Below are 14,239 nucleotides of genomic sequence, written 5' to 3' on the forward strand. Positions count from 1 at the left end.
GATGGGACGGGTAGGGGTGACGGGGCCGGGAGCCCGGGTCGCCCGGCGGGCCGGTGAGGTGGCGGACGCGGCTAGGGGCCGGTGCTCGCGGGGCCGTACAGCGCGTTCGGCGCGCCCGTCATCAGCGCCCAGTACCGGTCCCCGTACGACCAGTGCCACCACTCGGTGGGGTAGTTGACCAGCCCGGCCGTGCTGAGCGCCGCGGCGAGCGTGCGCCGGTTTCGGCGGGCGGTGTCGGAGATGTTCGGCGCGTCGGTGTAGCAGGCGTCGTCGCTCTCCTCGGGGCTGGCGTCCAGCCGCGTGCCCATGTCGAGCTCCTCCCCGGCGGCCGTGCACAGGGTGAGGTCGACCGCGGCGCCCGCGACATGCGGCCCGATCTCCGGCGGCGAGAGGGAACGGCTGGTCTGGACGTGGAGGTACTCCTCCGACCAGTCCGGGTTGGCGAGCCGCAGCTCGGCGGCGTACCGCTCGAAGTACTCGATCTGTAGTTCCAGCGGCCGGTACCCCTCGGTGACCAGCAGCCGCAGCCCGTCCGGCAGCAGCCGGGCCGCGCGCGCGAGGCGCCAGGCGACGCCCTCGCGCAGGTGCGCGTACGCCCCCTCGGGGTCGGCCTGACGGGAGTCGACCACCACGAAGGGCAGCTCCCTCAGATCGACGAGGGGCTCACCGCACTCCTGGACCGGGACACCGGCGACCTCGGGGTCGCTCATGAGGATGATCGAAGGCATACGTCGTCTTCCACCGGGCGGGAGATGCGATGCGTCGGGGTGTGTGGCAGCACCCCGGGGAGGGACTTGATCCCCTGATGTCCCTCCCCGGGGGCTTCCCCCCTTGAGTGGTGGTTCGTGGCCTGGCTCCGGGCGTCCCCCCAGCCCGTCCTGCGCGTGCGATCCCACTGTTGTCACGTTCCCACCGGTCCGTCCCCTGTGCGCTCCGGTGGGCCGACCGGCCGGGCGGTGGTCGCCCGGCCGATCCGTTGTTCCCCCGAGAACAACGAGAATGGCGCACTCCGCTGGAAGTTCTCTGCAAGTCGGCCGCAAGCGGGTTTCGGCCTGCGCGACAGTCCAGAACGCGCCTCCGGCACCCGTGTTCACCTATCCCCGTACGCGCTTCAGATCGGCCTGCCGCCCCGGCCGGTCCCCTACGGCGTCAGGGGGAGTGGACCCACGGCCACGGCTCGTGCCGCTCGCGCGCCTCGCAGGCGTGGAACACCGCCATGGCCTCGGCGCGCAGCGCCTGCGCCCCGTCCCGGTCCCCGAGCGCGGCCCGGACCACCGACAGATTCCGCAGGGCGCGGGCCCGGGGCAGGGGCAGCGCGAGGACGCCCCACAGGGCGGCGGAGGCGGTCAGCAGCCCCTCCGCGTCCGTCAGCCGGCCGTCGGCCAGCGCGCACTCGCCGAGCGTGCGCAGCGTCAGCGCCTCGCCGAAGCGGTCCTCGTGGGTCCGGCAGACCTCCAGGATCTCGTGCAGTTCCGTCTCCGCCTCCCGGACGTGCCCCAGCCGCATCCGGGCCTTGGCGCGGGCCCGCAGCGCGTACGCCGCCATGTGCGGGTCACCGAGGTCGCGCAGGATCTCCAGCGCCTGCTCGGCCACGCGCGCGGCCTCCTCGTACGCGCCGAGCGAGCGGTGCACCAGGCTGAGCGTGCGCAGCGCCAGCGCCTCGCCGCGCCGGCTGCCGAGCCGCCGGTAGGCCCGCAGCGACTCGTCGAGCAGAGGGAACGCGCCCTGCTGGTCGCCGAGTTCGAGGCGCACGGAACCGCCGTACCGGCAGGCGACGCCGACACCGGTGTCGTCGCCGATCCGCCGGAAGCCGTCGGCGGCGTCGGTCAACGCCCGTTCCGCGTCCCGCAGTTCGCCGACCTCGCGGCAGGCGCTGCCGAGGCCCGCGAGGGCGGCGGAGCGGCCGCGCACGTCGCCGAGTTCGGTGCAGACGCGCTCGGCGGTGCGGAAGTACTCCTGCGACTCGGCGATGCGGTCCTGTTCGTAGCGGAGCTGTCCCAGGCCGATGATCAGCAGGGCCTCGCCCGAGCGGTCCTCGGCGCGGCGGGCCGCCGCGAGGGCCGCGTCGTGGCTGCGCCACCAGGCGTCGAAGCGGTTCTTGATGGCGAACGAGGAGGAGCACAACGCCGCTGCCGCTTCACAGGCGAGGGTGTGCAGGCCCATCGCCGCCGCGCGCTCTACCGCGGTGGTGAGGGTGTCGGCTTCCGCGTCGAACCAGGCGAAGGGGTCGGTGAGGGCGCGGTGGGTGGTTTGGGCGCCTACGGGGGTGGGGGGTGCGGTCGGTTCGCGGCTTTCGGTTGTGTGGGGTTGATCGCGCCCGCGCGGCGGAGCCGCATGTGTCACGGCCCCGCGCCCCTTTGGGGTGAAGCCCTGTCGCAAAGTGACCGCGCCCGACGGGGACTTCTCCGTCACCCGGTCCATCAGCCACAGGCCCGCGCTCAGTGCCCTGCCCACCGCTGCCGTGCGGTCGTCGGACGGGTCCTCGGCCTCCGCGCGTTCGGCGGCGTAGACGCGGACCAGGTCGTGCAGGCGGTAGCGGGGCTGGCCCACCTGATCCCGGCCCGGGCAGGTGATCAACTGGGCGTCCAGGAGGCGTTCGAGGATCTCCTCGGCCTCGTCCTCCGAGGTGCCGGAGAGCGCGGCGACCGCCCATACGGCGACATCGGCCGAGCCGAGGGTGGCGATACGGCGCAGGACGCGCCGGGCACACACGTCGAGGGCCTGGTAGCTGAGGCCGAGACCGGCCCGGACCTCCAGGTCGCCCACGGACAGCTCGTCGAGGCGCCGGTGTTCGTCCGCGAGGCGCTCGGCGAGCACGCTGGGCGTCCAGTGCCGCCGGGTGGCCAGCCGGGCGCCGGCGATCCGCAGGGCCAGCGGCAGCCCGCCGCACAGCTCGACGATCCGGCGGGCCGCGGCCTGTTCGAGCGGGTCGTCCGGGGTGCGGTCGGGGCCGGTGACCCTGGTGAGCAGTTCGAGGCCGCGGGCGTCGTCCAGGACGTCCAGGTCGGTGCGCCGGGCCCCGACGAGTCCGCCGAGCCGGGCCCGCGAGGTCACCAGCACCCCGCAGCTGGCGCTGCCCGGCAGCAGCGGCCGTACCTGGGCCTCACCGTTCGCGTCGTCCAGGACCAGCAGCATCCGCCGCCCGGCGACCAGGCTGCGGAACAGGTCGCCGCGCTCGGCGGTGTCCTCCGGCGGGTCCGCGCCGAGCGCCCGCAGCAGCCGGCCGAGGACCTCGGCGGGCGGCACGGGCTCGCTGAAGCCGTGCAGTTCGGCGTAGAGCTGCCCGTCGGGGTACTCACCGGCGACCCGGTGCGCGGCCTGCACGGCGAGCGCGGACTTGCCGACCCCGGCAGCCCCCGAGACCACGACGACGGGCATCGCCTCCCGCGCGCCGGTCAGCCCCTCGACGACCCGCGCCAGCTCCTCCTCCCGGCCGGTGAAGTCGCCGATGGCGGGCGGCAGGAGCGACACCGGCCGGGGCGTCGGCGCGGCGGCCGGCCGGGGAGCGGGAGCCGGGGTGGTGGTGGCCAGCAGGGCGGGGTCGGCCCGCAGGATGGCCTCGTACAGGCGGTTCAGCTCCGGACCCGGGTCGAGCCCCAGCTCCTCGGCGAGCACCGCCCGCCCCTCCGCGTAGACGGCCAGCGCCTCGGCCTGCCGCCCGAGCCGGTACAGGCCCAGCATCAGCTGCCCGCGCGGCCGCTCCCGGGCCGGGTGCGCGCCGACCAGCGCGGTCAGCTCGGTGACCAGCTCCGCCTCGTGCCCGCCGGCCTCCAGCTCGGCGGCGATGCGTTCCTCCAGGGCCGCCTGCCGGGCCTCCTCCAGCCGCCCGGCCTCGCCCCGCAGCGCCTCCCCGACGCCGCCGAGCGCCGGGCCGCGCCACAGCTCCAGCGCCCGGCGCAGCAGCCGCGCGGCCTCCGCGTGGTCGCCCTCGGCGGCGGCCCGCCGTCCGTCCGCCGTGCGGGCCTCGAACTCCGCCAGGTCGACGCGGCCGACCCCGGGCCGCATCACGTATCCCGGTGGCCTGGTCTCGATCGCGTCCGCCGCCTCGGGCGGCAGCGCCCGGCGCAGCGCCGACACATACGTCTGCACCAGCGCCCGCGCGGTGTCCGGGGGTTCGTCCCCCCAGATCACGTCCACGAGCGCGTCGGCGGGCACCACCTGTCCGGCCCGCAGCAGCAGCACGGCCAGCAGCGCGCGCGGTTTCGGGCCGCCCAGCCGCAGGGGTCTGTCACCGTGCCATGCCTCGACCGGGCCGAGCAGTCGGAATTCCAGCTCCACGGGTCCCCATCTTCCGTGCTGTCGGACCGCCGGGACAGCGGTTGCTCACGCACCGTTCGACGCTCATGTACGGCGTGTGGTTTCCCAGGACGCGCGATGCGCCGCGGAGTTGTCGGAAAACGGGGCAACCGAAGGGAATCTTAGGTGGACGACGCGGAGATTCCCCGCGTAGGTGAGGACCACCTGTGACGATGCTGTGAGAACCCGCCCGTGGCTGTCGCGAGCACGGGCCTACGGGTGCACGGGGTACGACGCCTGGAAGGCCAGCCGGCGGTCCGCGCCGGCGCCGAGCGGTTCGAGGAGGTCGTCGAGGGCGAGGAACTCCTCCCAGACGGGCCTGCCGCTCGCCTCCGCCAGCCGGCCCACCACGAGGTCCTCCAGCTCCCGCACCCGCTTGTTCTTCCACACCTTGTCCGCCAGCGAGACCAGCAGGTCCTCGGTCCCGGTGCCCGGCTCCGCCCACGCGGCGTGCGTCCCCGCGAACCTGGCCCACTCCGGCTCGACCCCGTGCTCCAGCAGCAGCCGCCGTCCCGCCTCCTCGTGCGCGGACCCCGGGCCCGACAGCTCCCCGGTGTGGGCGACCTTGCCGATGTCGTGCGTGGCCGCGCCGAAGAGGACGGCCGCGCGGTCGAACGGCAGCTCCGGGCAGCGGCGCTCCACCCAGTCGGCCAGCTCGTGCGCCACGTCGTGCACGAGCCGCAGATGCGCCGCGAGCCGGGGTGGCGCACCGAGGCTCCGCAGCAGCGCGGCGGCCCGCTCCGGCAGGGGCCGCAGGGGCGGGTCGGTGACGGCGGTCAGGGGATCGGTGGGGTCGGTCGGGTGGGCGGGGCGCGACGCGTGCACGGCTTCTGTATACCGCTCGGCCGGGCTCGCCGGTCAAGGTCCAACGCTTCTGTGCCGACCAGGAGTTGTACGGGACAGACTCCAGCCGAGTTTAGACACGGCAGGTCATCGAGGAGATGCGAAGAGTGAAATTCGACGGGGTGGGGGAGCACCGTGAAGGCAGGTGGAGAAGGGCTCGGGGGACGGTACTCGGCGGGCGCGCCGAAGAGGCGGAGGAATTGGTGGAGGAATTGCGGCGGACGGCCGAAAAAGCGGGAATTGTTCTGCCGTCACCGGTCTTTTCGGCGGCGGCCCTGCGGTGAGCGGGAACGGGAAGAAGCCGGCGATCGGCACCTACGCCGTCGACACCCGCACCGGGAAGGTCGGCCGCGTCATGGGCCACGAGGGGCCCTACGTCCAACTGCGGCCGGTCGGCGGCGGGAGGGAGTGGGACTGCGCCCCCGAGGTCGTACGGGCCGCCACGACCATAGAACGCCTGCGTGCCGCGACCGCCTACGAGAACGCCCGCAGCCGGGGGGAGGTCCCTTGAAGGCGTGACTGTGGGCCGAGGTCCCGCCGGGGGCCGGCCGTAGGCGAGAATGGGCGGCATGAGCCTGTTCCGCGACGACGCCGTCGTCCCGCGCACCCGGAAGCCGGGTGAAGCGGACCGGATCATGCCGCGGTCTCCCGGGGGACGGCCCCCGTACCCCCGGCGGACCCCCGGGGGCGGGCGATGAGTCTCTTCCGCGACGACGGGGTCGTGCTCCGTACCCAGAAGCTGGGTGAGGCGGACCGGATCATCACCCTGCTCACCCGGGGGCACGGGCGGGTGCGGGCCGTGGCGCGCGGGGTACGGCGGACGAAGTCGAAGTTCGGGGCGCGGCTCGAACCCTTCTCCCATGTCGACGTGCAGTTCTTCGCGCGGGGCAGCGAGTTGATCGGACGCGGCCTCCCTCTGTGCACCCAGAGCGAGACCATCGCTCCGTACGGCGGCGGCATCGTGAGCGACTACGCCCGCTACACGGCCGGGACGGCCATGCTGGAGACCGCGGAGCGGTTCACCGACCACGAGGGCGAGCCCGCCGTGCAGCAGTACCTGCTGCTCGTCGGCGGGCTGCGCACCCTCGCCCGCGGCGAGCACGCCCCGCACCTCGTCCTCGACGCCTTCCTGCTGCGCTCCCTCGCCGTCAATGGCTACGCCCCCACCTTCAGCGACTGCGCCAAGTGCGGCATGCCCGGCCCGAACCGGTTCTTCTCCGTCGCCGCCGGGGGCTCCGTCTGCGTGGACTGCCGGGTGCCCGGCAGCGTCGTACCCTCGCCACAGACGCTGGAACTGCTCGCCGCGCTCCTTACGGGAGACTGGGAGACCGCGGACGCGAGCGAGCCGCGGCACGTGCGGGAGGGCAGCGGGCTGGTGTCCGCCTATCTGCACTGGCATCTGGAGCGCGGGCTGCGCTCCCTTCGGTACGTGGAGAAGTCGTAGGCACGACCGATCCACCGGCACCACAGAGGAGACGAGAAGCACATGGTGGTACGCGGGTTCCTGGGACGTCAGCGCCGCGAGTACAGGGCGCCGACGCCGCACCCGTCCGGCGCCCGCGCGCCCAAGCTCCCCGGCGAGCTGGTCCCCGAGCACGTGGCGATCGTCATGGACGGCAACGGCCGCTGGGCCAAGGAGCGCGGGCTGCCGCGCACCGAGGGCCACAAGGTCGGCGCCGAGCGCGTCCTGGACGTCCTCCAGGGCTCGATCGAGATCGGCGTGCGCAACATCTCCCTCTACGCCTTCTCCACCGAGAACTGGAAGCGCTCGCCCGACGAGGTCCGCTTCCTGATGAACTTCAACCGCGACTTCATCCGCAGGACCCGCGACCAGCTCGACGAACTCGGCATCCGGGTCCGCTGGGTGGGCCGGATGCCGAAGCTGTGGAAGTCGGTCGCCAAGGAACTCCAGGTCGCCCAGGAGCAGACCAAGGACAACGACCTGCTGACGCTGTACTTCTGCATGAACTACGGCGGCCGGGCCGAGATCGCCGACGCGGCCCAGGCACTCGCCGAGGACATCCGCGCGGGCCGCCTCGACCCCTCCAAGGTCACCGAGAAGACCTTCGCGAAGTACCTCTACTACCCGGACATGCCGGACGTCGACCTCTTCCTGCGCCCCAGCGGCGAGCAGCGCACCTCCAACTACCTGCTCTGGCAGAGCGCCTACGCCGAGATGGTCTTCCAGGACGTGCTGTGGCCCGACTTCGACCGCCGTGACCTGTGGCGGGCCTGCGTGGAGTTCGCCTCCCGCGACCGCCGCTTCGGCGGCGCCGTCCCGAACGAGGAGCTGCTCGCGATGGAAGCCGCGATGGAGGGCCGGACGGAGGACTGACCCGTGGCCGAGGCCGGTGGGGAGAACGTCGAGCTGGTGTACCGGGCGGCGGTCGGGGACTTCCGCGAGGCGGTGCGCGTGTCCGCGCGCGCCTCGGCCGCCGGCCGGTGGGGACAGGGCCTGCTGCTGTTCTGCGCCGGGGCGGGCCTCTTCGTCACGGCCGTGGCGCTCGCCCTGGGCACCACGCCCGACGCGCAGGCCTGTGTGATGCCGGTGGCGGCGCTCGGCGCCCTCGTCCTGCTGCCCCGGCTCCAGGCGCGCCTCCTGCACCGGCGGGCGGCGGCCCTGGGGCTGCACCGCGCCGTGCTGGACCCGTGGGGCGTCACGGTCGCGCACGACCACGGCACCGAGCGTCCGGCCCGCTGGTCCCAGGTGTCCCGGTACGCGGAGACCCCGCACACCTTCGTCCTCCTCGGCGGCGCCCACGCGCTTCGCCTCACGGTGCTGCCGAAGCGGGGCCTGGCGACCCCGGCGGACGCCGACCGGCTCCGCGCCGTCCTCGCCCGCGAGGGCCTGACCCGGCTGTAGGGGAAAGGCACGGGGCGGAGCCCCGGCCTTTTGGGGGCGCGGGGCCGTATCGACATGCGGCTCCGCCGCGTGGGCGCGAGAAGCCCCACGCACCCGCACCTGCCGACGCATCCGGGGCGCGGGAGACGGGCCCGGTGGGCCCAGGGCGCCCTACGACGCCTTCGCCGCGCACTCCGCGCAGGTGCCGAAGATCTCCACGGTGTGGGCGACGTTCACGAAGCCGTGCTCCGCGGCGATCGCGTCGGCCCACTTCTCGACCGCCGGGCCCTCCACCTCCACGGCCTTGCCGCAGACCCGGCAGACCAGGTGGTGGTGGTGCTCGCCGGTCGAGCAGCGGCGGTACACCGACTCGCCGTCGGAGGTGCGCAGGACGTCGACCTCGCCCGCGTCGGCGAGGGACTGCAACGTGCGGTACACGGTGGTGAGCCCGACCGAGTCGCCCTTGTGCTTGAGCATGTCGTGGAGATCCTGCGCGCTGCGGAACTCGTCGACCTCGTCCAGTGCCGCGGCCACGGCCGCCCGCTGCCGGGTGGAACGACCTCGTACAGGTCCGGCGGTCGTCACCGTTGCCTCCTCACGTAGCGGTCTTGCGGGGGCCATTGTGCCAGCCCCCGCCGGACCCGTTCAGCCGCCGGTCACCCGGCGGACCCCCGGGCGGAGCTCCGGGCGGCCGGAACCGTGTCCTTCGCGGCCCCCGCCCCGGCGGTCTCCCGGGCCGTGGGGATCCCGCACTCCGCCGGGTCCCCGACGGCGGTCTCCAGGGCCCGCGCACGGCGCCTGGCCAGCGGAGTCGCCAGCGCGGTGAGCACCATGAAGGCGGCGATGGCGAGCAGCACGATCGTCGCGCCGGGCGGCACGTCCTGGTAGTACGAGGTGATCGTGCCGCCGATCGTCACGGACACCCCGAGGGCCACGGCGATCGCGAAGGTCGCCGCGAAACTGCGGGTGAGCTGCTGCGCGGCGGCGACGGGGACGACCATCAGCGCGGAGACCAGCAGCAGGCCGACGACGCGCATGGCGACCGTCACGGTCACCGCCGCCGTGACCGCGGTGAGCAGGTTCAGCGCCCGCACCGGCAGGCCGGTGACGCGGGCGAACTCCTCGTCCTGGCTGACCGCGAAGAGCTGCCGGCGCAGCGCCAGCGTCATCACGATCACGAACGCGGCGAGCACGCAGATCGCGGTGATGTCCTCCTGTGACACGGTCGACAGCGAGCCGAAGAGGAACGACATCAGATTGGCGTTGGTACCGCCGGGCGCGAGGTTGATGAGCATCACACCGCCGGCCATGCCGCCGTAGAAGAGCATGGCGAGCGCGATGTCGCCGCGTGTCTTCCCGTACCAGCGGATCAGCTCCATCAGCACGGCGCCCACGACGGACACCAGCGTCGCCATCCACACCGGCGACCACGAGAGCATGAACCCGAGGCCGACGCCGGTCATCGCGACATGGCCGATGCCGTCGCCCATGAGGGCCTGGCGGCGCTGGACGAGGTAGATGCCGATCGCGGGGGCGGTGATGCCGACGAGGACGGCGGCGAGCAGGGCCCGCTGCATGAAGGCGTAGTCGAGGAATTCCATCGTGGGTGCCTTCTCAGCTCAGCAGGCCCGTACGGACGGGCTCGGCGCCCGGTGCCGCGTGCGGGTGGACGTGGTCGTGGCCGGGCAGCGCGTGCTGGCCGACCGCCTTCGGGGGCGGGCCGTCGTGGGTGACGCAGCCGTCGCGCAGGACGACCGCGCGGTCGATCAGCGGCTCCAGCGGGCCGAGTTCATGGAGGACCAGCAGCACGGTGGTGCCCTTGGCGACCTGCTCGCGCAGGGTCGCGGCCAGCACCTCCTGGCTGGCCAGGTCGACGCCCGCCATGGGCTCGTCCATGATCAGGAGTTCGGGCTCCGAGGCGAGGGCGCGGGCGATGAGGACGCGCTGGTGCTGGCCGCCGGAGAGGGCGTTCACCGAGTCCTTGGCGCGGTCCGCCATGCCGACCATCTCCAGGGCGTGCCGGATCGCCGCGCGGTCGGCTCCGCGCAGGATGCCGAAGCGGGCGCGGGAGAGCCGGCCCGAGGCCACGATCTCCGTCACCGTCGCCGGGACGCCGCCGGCCGCCGTGGTGCGCTGCGGGACGTACCCGAGGCGCCGCCAGTCGCGGAAGCGGCGCCGGGGGGTGCCGAACAGCTCGATCTCCCCGTCGCTGACGGGTACCTGCCCGATCACGGTGCGGACGGCGGTGGACTTCCCGGAGCCGTTGGCGCCGAGCAGCGCGACGACCTCACCGCGGTGCACGGTGAGGTCGATGCCGCGCAGGACGGTGCGCGAGCCCAGTTCGGCGCGGACGCCGCGCAACGAGATGACGGGCTCGGTCATGCCTGCTGCCTCCGGATGATCAACAAGGTCACTTGGCTCCCAGGGCCGTCTGGAGGGCCTTGAGGTTGGCTTCCTGGACCGAGAAGTAGTCCTTGCCGCGCGACTTCTCCGTGATGCCCTCGATCGGGTCGAGGACGTCGGTCTTGAGGTTCGCGTCGGCGGCGATGGTCTTCGCGGTCTTGTCGCTGACCAGTGTCTCGTAGAACACCGTGGTCACGCCGTCGGCCTTCGCCATCTTCTCAAGTTCCTTGACCCGGGCGGCACTCGGCTCGGACTCGGGGTCGAGGCCGGAGATGGCCTCCTCGGTGAGGCCGTAGCGCTCGGCGAGGTAGCCGAAGGCGGCGTGGGTGGTGATGAAGACCTTGGTCCTCGTGTCCTTCAGCCCGTTCTCGAACTGGTCGTTCAGCGCGCCCAGCTTCTCGACCAGGGCCTCGGTGTTGGTCTTGTAGGTGTCCGCGTGGTCCGGGTCGGCCTTCTCGAAGGCGGCGCCGACCCCCTTGGCGACCTCGGCGTACTTCACGGGGTCGAGCCAGATGTGCGGGTCCTTGCCCTCCAGCTCCTCGTTCTCGTGGTCGTCGTGCTCGGCCGAGTGACCGCCGACCTCGTTGCCGTGGTGCTCCATGGAGGTCAGCGCGGCGGCGTCGATCTCCGTCTTGACGCCGGACTGCTCGACCGCCTCGTCGACGGAGGGCTGCAGGCCCTTGAGGTAGAGCACGGCGTCCGACTCCTGGAGCGCGGCCGTCTGCTTGGCGCTGATCTCCAGGTCGTGCGGCTCCTGGCCGGGCTGGGTCAGACTGGTGACGTTCACGTACTTCCCGCCGATCTGCTCGGCGAGGAAGGCCATCGGGTAGAACGACGCGACGACGTCGAACTTGTCGGTGTTGCCCGCGGCGGCGCTGTCGCCGCCGCAGGCCGTGAGAGTGGTGAGGCCGAGGGCGGCGGCCGCGGTCGCCGCCGCGGGTATCAGAAGGCGTCGTCGTACTACGTTCATGACAGTCATTTTCATCTTTTCTGGAAACGATTGTCAACAAGCCTGGTGGTAAGCCCAAGGTAAGGCCTTTGTCCGCTCTCGGCCGTCTCCTTCCCCGAACCGATTTGATCCGAGGGGCCGCCCCGCCGGTAACCTGAAGCATTCGCTCTGAAGCGCGTCCGCTTCCTCCAGGAGCGCATCGCTTCGTCGCCCGTCGTCGTAATGAAGAGAGCACCGTGGCCGCCGACAAGATCGACACCATCGTCAGCCTGAGCAAGCGCCGTGGCTTCGTATTCCCGTGCAGCGAGATCTACGGCGGCCAGCGGGCCGCCTGGGACTACGGACCGCTGGGTGTCGAGCTCAAGGAGAACATCAAGCGTCAGTGGTGGCGCTACATGGTGACGTCGCGCGAGGACGTGGTCGGCATCGACTCGTCCGTCATCCTGGCCTCCGAGGTCTGGGTCGCCTCCGGCCACGTCGCCACCTTCTCCGACCCGCTCACCGAGTGCACCTCCTGCCACAAGCGGTTCCGCGCGGACCACCTGGAAGAGGCGTACGAGGAGAAGAAGGGCCGCGTGCCGGAGAACGGCCTCGCGGACATCAACTGCCCCAACTGTGGCACCAAGGGCCAGTTCACCGAGCCCAAGCAGTTCTCGGGTCTGCTCTCCACCCACCTCGGCCCCACGCAGGACACCGGCTCCATCGCCTACCTGCGCCCCGAGACCGCCCAGGGCATCTTCACCAACTTCGCCCAGGTGCAGACCACTTCGCGCCGCAAGCCGCCGTTCGGCATCGCGCAGATGGGCAAGTCCTTCCGCAACGAGATCACGCCCGGCAACTTCATCTTCCGCACCCGCGAGTTCGAGCAGATGGAGATGGAGTTCTTCGTCAAGCCGGGTGAGGACGAGAAGTGGCAGGAGTACTGGATGCAGGAGCGGTGGAACTGGTACACCGGCCTGGGTCTGCGCGAGGAGAACATGCGGTGGTACGAGCACCCGCAGGAGAAGCTTTCCCACTACTCCAAGCGCACCGCCGACATCGAGTACCGCTTCCAGTTCGGCGGCAGCGAGTGGGGTGAGCTGGAGGGCGTCGCCAACCGCACCGACTACGACCTCGGCGCGCACTCCAAGGCCTCCGGCCAGGACCTGTCGTACTACGACCAGGAGGCGAGCGAGCGCTACACGCCGTTCGTCATCGAGCCGGCGGCCGGTGTCGGCCGCACGATGCTGGCGTTCCTCCTCGACGCGTACACCGAGGACGAGGCCCCCAACGCCAAGGGCAAGCTGGAGAAGCGCACGGTGCTGCGCCTCGACCACCGTCTCGCCCCGGTGAAGGTGGCGGTCCTTCCGCTGTCCCGCAACCCCGAGCTGTCCCCGAAGGCGAAGGGGCTCGCGGCGGCGCTGCGGCAGAACTGGAACATCGAGTTCGACGACGCGGGTGCGATCGGGCGGCGTTACCGCCGCCAGGACGAGATCGGTACGCCGTACTGCGTGACCGTGGACTTCGACACGCTCGACGACAACGCGGTGACCGTGCGCGAGCGGGACTCGATGAAGCAGGAGCGGGTGTCTCTCGACCAGATCGAGGGGTACCTGGCGGCTCGGCTCGTGGGCGCCTGAGGGGTTGCCTCGCTCGAGTGATTGACCGGCTGCGGGTTCGTCGTGGCCGGTCGCGCGGTTCCCCGCGCCCCTCTGGGGCCTTCGGCCCCTCGGGGTGCGGGGAACTCGGCTTTCCGCAGGGCCGGTTACAGGTCCAGGTCGGCGAAGAGGGTCGCGTGGTCGGAGGCCTGGGTCAGATGGGACGTCACCGTGTCGAAGTGCGGGAAGGTGTTCGGCGCCCAGACCCCGCGGCGCTCCACCTCCACGTTCCGCACCCGATCGAACAGCTCGGGCGAGAACATCAGGTAGTCGATCTTGTCCTTCGGGCTGGTCGCCGTGCCGTGGGTGCCCGGGAGCTCCCCGTCGTAGCTGGGGTGGCTCATCGCGTCCTGGAGGCCGGCGGCGAGCAGGTGTTTGATCGGGTCGCTGGTCGGTGAGTCGTTGAGGTCACCGGCGACGATCACCCGGTCCGAGCGGTCCAGGGCGGCCTCGTAGATCTCCCGCACCCTCCGTGCCTGGTCCAGGCGCAGGCTCCCGCCGCCACCTATCTGGCTCTTGAAGTGGTTGCCGAGGATCCAGAGCGGGGTGCCGCCCAGCGCTATCTCGAACTCGGGGCAGTCCCGGCTGAAGAGCCGGTCCGTGGAGCCGTTCCGCACGTCGAAGATGTGGGAGCGGACGGAGGTGACGGGGTGCCGGCTGAGGATGCCCACATCGATGCCGCGCCGGTCGTTGCCGTCGATCAGCATGTTGAACGGGTACGGCTTGCCCCCGGGGACACCGCCCACGATCTGCTCGTTGAAGCGCTCCAGGGTGAGGCGGTCCTCGACCTCGACCGTGACCACGATGTCGGCGTCGACCTCCTTGATCACCCGCGCGGTGTTCCGTATGGACTCCAGGCTGAGGTCGCCGCGCACCAGCTCGGCCCAACCCGACCATTTCGTACGGCCCTTGGCCACGATCTTGATGACCGGGTCGTCCGGGTCCCCGCGCTGGGTGAAGAGCTTGGCACCCGATCCCTTGAGCTGGTTGACGAAGATCGGCCCCCGGGTCTCCGGATCGATGTCGAAGGCGCGGTGTTCCTTGACCAGCCCGGCGATCCGGGCCTTGTCGTCCTCCGAGTAGACCTCCTTGTCGAGGAGGTCCACCAGCGTGTTGAAGTCCCGGAGGACCTTCTCCCGGTCCTGCTCGTTCGCGACCCGGAAGATTTCGGGGCGCCGGAACAGGTTCTCGACGTTGTAGGTGGCGATACGGACGGTCATGGCGCCCTCCTCGGGGCGGCGCAGGTGATCGCGCGGCCGGGGCGCAGGC

Annotated in this window: 13 protein-coding genes; 5 read left to right on the plus strand and 8 right to left on the minus strand. The window is 72.0% G+C overall.

Translation table 11 applies throughout. The annotated features are described in order from the left end of the window. Window positions 1–71 precede the first annotated feature (71 nt). The 3 genes from ACZ52C_RS00170 to ACZ52C_RS00180 form a co-directional block, all read right to left on the minus strand. On the minus strand, window positions 72–728 hold the full coding sequence (locus ACZ52C_RS00170) for a M15 family metallopeptidase (RefSeq protein ID WP_469072648.1): 657 nt from the start codon (window positions 726–728) through the stop codon (window positions 72–74). 421 nt (window positions 729–1,149) lie between these two features. Continuing rightward, window positions 1,150–4,278: an AfsR/SARP family transcriptional regulator gene (locus ACZ52C_RS00175; protein ID WP_469072649.1), complete on the minus strand. Its 3,129-nt coding sequence runs from the start codon at window positions 4,276–4,278 to the stop codon at window positions 1,150–1,152. A 231-nt stretch (window positions 4,279–4,509) separates the two neighbouring features. Next, on the minus strand, window positions 4,510–5,121 hold the full coding sequence (locus tag ACZ52C_RS00180; protein WP_469072650.1) for an HD domain-containing protein: 612 nt from the start codon (window positions 5,119–5,121) through the stop codon (window positions 4,510–4,512). A 298-nt stretch (window positions 5,122–5,419) separates the two neighbouring features. Between ACZ52C_RS00180 and ACZ52C_RS00185 the strand changes: the two genes are divergently transcribed. From ACZ52C_RS00185 to ACZ52C_RS00200, 4 genes are all read left to right on the plus strand, one after another. Continuing rightward, window positions 5,420–5,650, plus strand: a complete 231-nt coding sequence (locus ACZ52C_RS00185; protein ID WP_060884773.1) for a hypothetical protein — start codon at window positions 5,420–5,422, stop codon at window positions 5,648–5,650. Between the two features lie 183 nt (window positions 5,651–5,833). Next, window positions 5,834–6,583 (plus strand): DNA repair protein RecO, encoded by a 750-nt coding sequence (gene recO, locus ACZ52C_RS00190; RefSeq protein WP_045557459.1) that lies wholly within the window; start codon window positions 5,834–5,836, stop codon window positions 6,581–6,583. Window positions 6,584–6,625: 42 nt separating this feature from the next. Next, entirely contained in the window at window positions 6,626–7,474 is an 849-nt protein-coding gene (locus ACZ52C_RS00195) for an isoprenyl transferase (protein WP_469072651.1), read from the plus strand. A 3-nt stretch (window positions 7,475–7,477) separates the two neighbouring features. Then, the gene (locus ACZ52C_RS00200; RefSeq protein WP_192332576.1) at window positions 7,478–8,002 is read left to right on the plus strand and encodes a YcxB family protein; all 525 of its coding nucleotides are present in this window, start codon (window positions 7,478–7,480) and stop codon (window positions 8,000–8,002) included. 150 nt (window positions 8,003–8,152) lie between these two features. Here the strand turns inward: ACZ52C_RS00200 and ACZ52C_RS00205 are convergent, their stop codons facing one another. The 4 genes from ACZ52C_RS00205 to ACZ52C_RS00220 all read right to left on the minus strand — a co-directional run bounded on the left by ACZ52C_RS00205 (window position 8,153) and on the right by ACZ52C_RS00220 (window position 11,354). Beyond that, complete coding sequence (locus tag ACZ52C_RS00205) at window positions 8,153–8,566, minus strand: Fur family transcriptional regulator (protein WP_469072652.1); 414 nt, start codon at window positions 8,564–8,566, stop codon at window positions 8,153–8,155. Window positions 8,567–8,637: 71 nt separating this feature from the next. Further along, a complete protein-coding gene (locus ACZ52C_RS00210; RefSeq protein WP_469072653.1) occupies window positions 8,638–9,582 on the minus strand; it encodes a metal ABC transporter permease in 945 nt (314 codons plus the stop codon). Window positions 9,583–9,595: 13 nt separating this feature from the next. Beyond that, a complete protein-coding gene (locus ACZ52C_RS00215; RefSeq protein ID WP_469072654.1) occupies window positions 9,596–10,363 on the minus strand; it encodes a metal ABC transporter ATP-binding protein in 768 nt (255 codons plus the stop codon). A 28-nt stretch (window positions 10,364–10,391) separates the two neighbouring features. After that, a complete protein-coding gene (locus ACZ52C_RS00220; protein ID WP_469072655.1) occupies window positions 10,392–11,354 on the minus strand; it encodes a metal ABC transporter substrate-binding protein in 963 nt (320 codons plus the stop codon). A gap of 215 nt (window positions 11,355–11,569) precedes the next feature. Between ACZ52C_RS00220 and ACZ52C_RS00225 the strand changes: the two genes are divergently transcribed. Next, entirely contained in the window at window positions 11,570–12,952 is a 1,383-nt protein-coding gene (locus ACZ52C_RS00225; RefSeq protein WP_469072656.1) for a glycine--tRNA ligase, read from the plus strand. 125 nt (window positions 12,953–13,077) lie between these two features. Here ACZ52C_RS00225 and ACZ52C_RS00230 read toward each other — a convergent pair whose 3' ends face one another. Next, the gene (locus ACZ52C_RS00230) at window positions 13,078–14,190 is read right to left on the minus strand and encodes an endonuclease/exonuclease/phosphatase family protein (protein WP_469072657.1); all 1,113 of its coding nucleotides are present in this window, start codon (window positions 14,188–14,190) and stop codon (window positions 13,078–13,080) included. Window positions 14,191–14,239 lie beyond the last annotated feature (49 nt).

The organism is Streptomyces sp. NPDC034049, from assembly GCF_055575575.1.

Coding starts and splice junctions, on each gene's coding strand:
- ACZ52C_RS00170 (WP_469072648.1), bottom strand. CDS start 728: ATGCCTTCGATCATCCTCATGAGCGACCCCGAGGTCGCCGGTGTCCCG.
- recO (WP_045557459.1), top strand. CDS start 5,834: ATGAGTCTCTTCCGCGACGACGGGGTCGTGCTCCGTACCCAGAAGCTG.
- ACZ52C_RS00195 (WP_469072651.1), top strand. CDS start 6,626: ATGGTGGTACGCGGGTTCCTGGGACGTCAGCGCCGCGAGTACAGGGCG.
- ACZ52C_RS00210 (WP_469072653.1), bottom strand. CDS start 9,582: ATGGAATTCCTCGACTACGCCTTCATGCAGCGGGCCCTGCTCGCCGCC.
- ACZ52C_RS00215 (WP_469072654.1), bottom strand. CDS start 10,363: ATGACCGAGCCCGTCATCTCGTTGCGCGGCGTCCGCGCCGAACTGGGC.
- ACZ52C_RS00220 (WP_469072655.1), bottom strand. CDS start 11,354: ATGAACGTAGTACGACGACGCCTTCTGATACCCGCGGCGGCGACCGCG.
- ACZ52C_RS00230 (WP_469072657.1), bottom strand. CDS start 14,190: ATGACCGTCCGTATCGCCACCTACAACGTCGAGAACCTGTTCCGGCGC.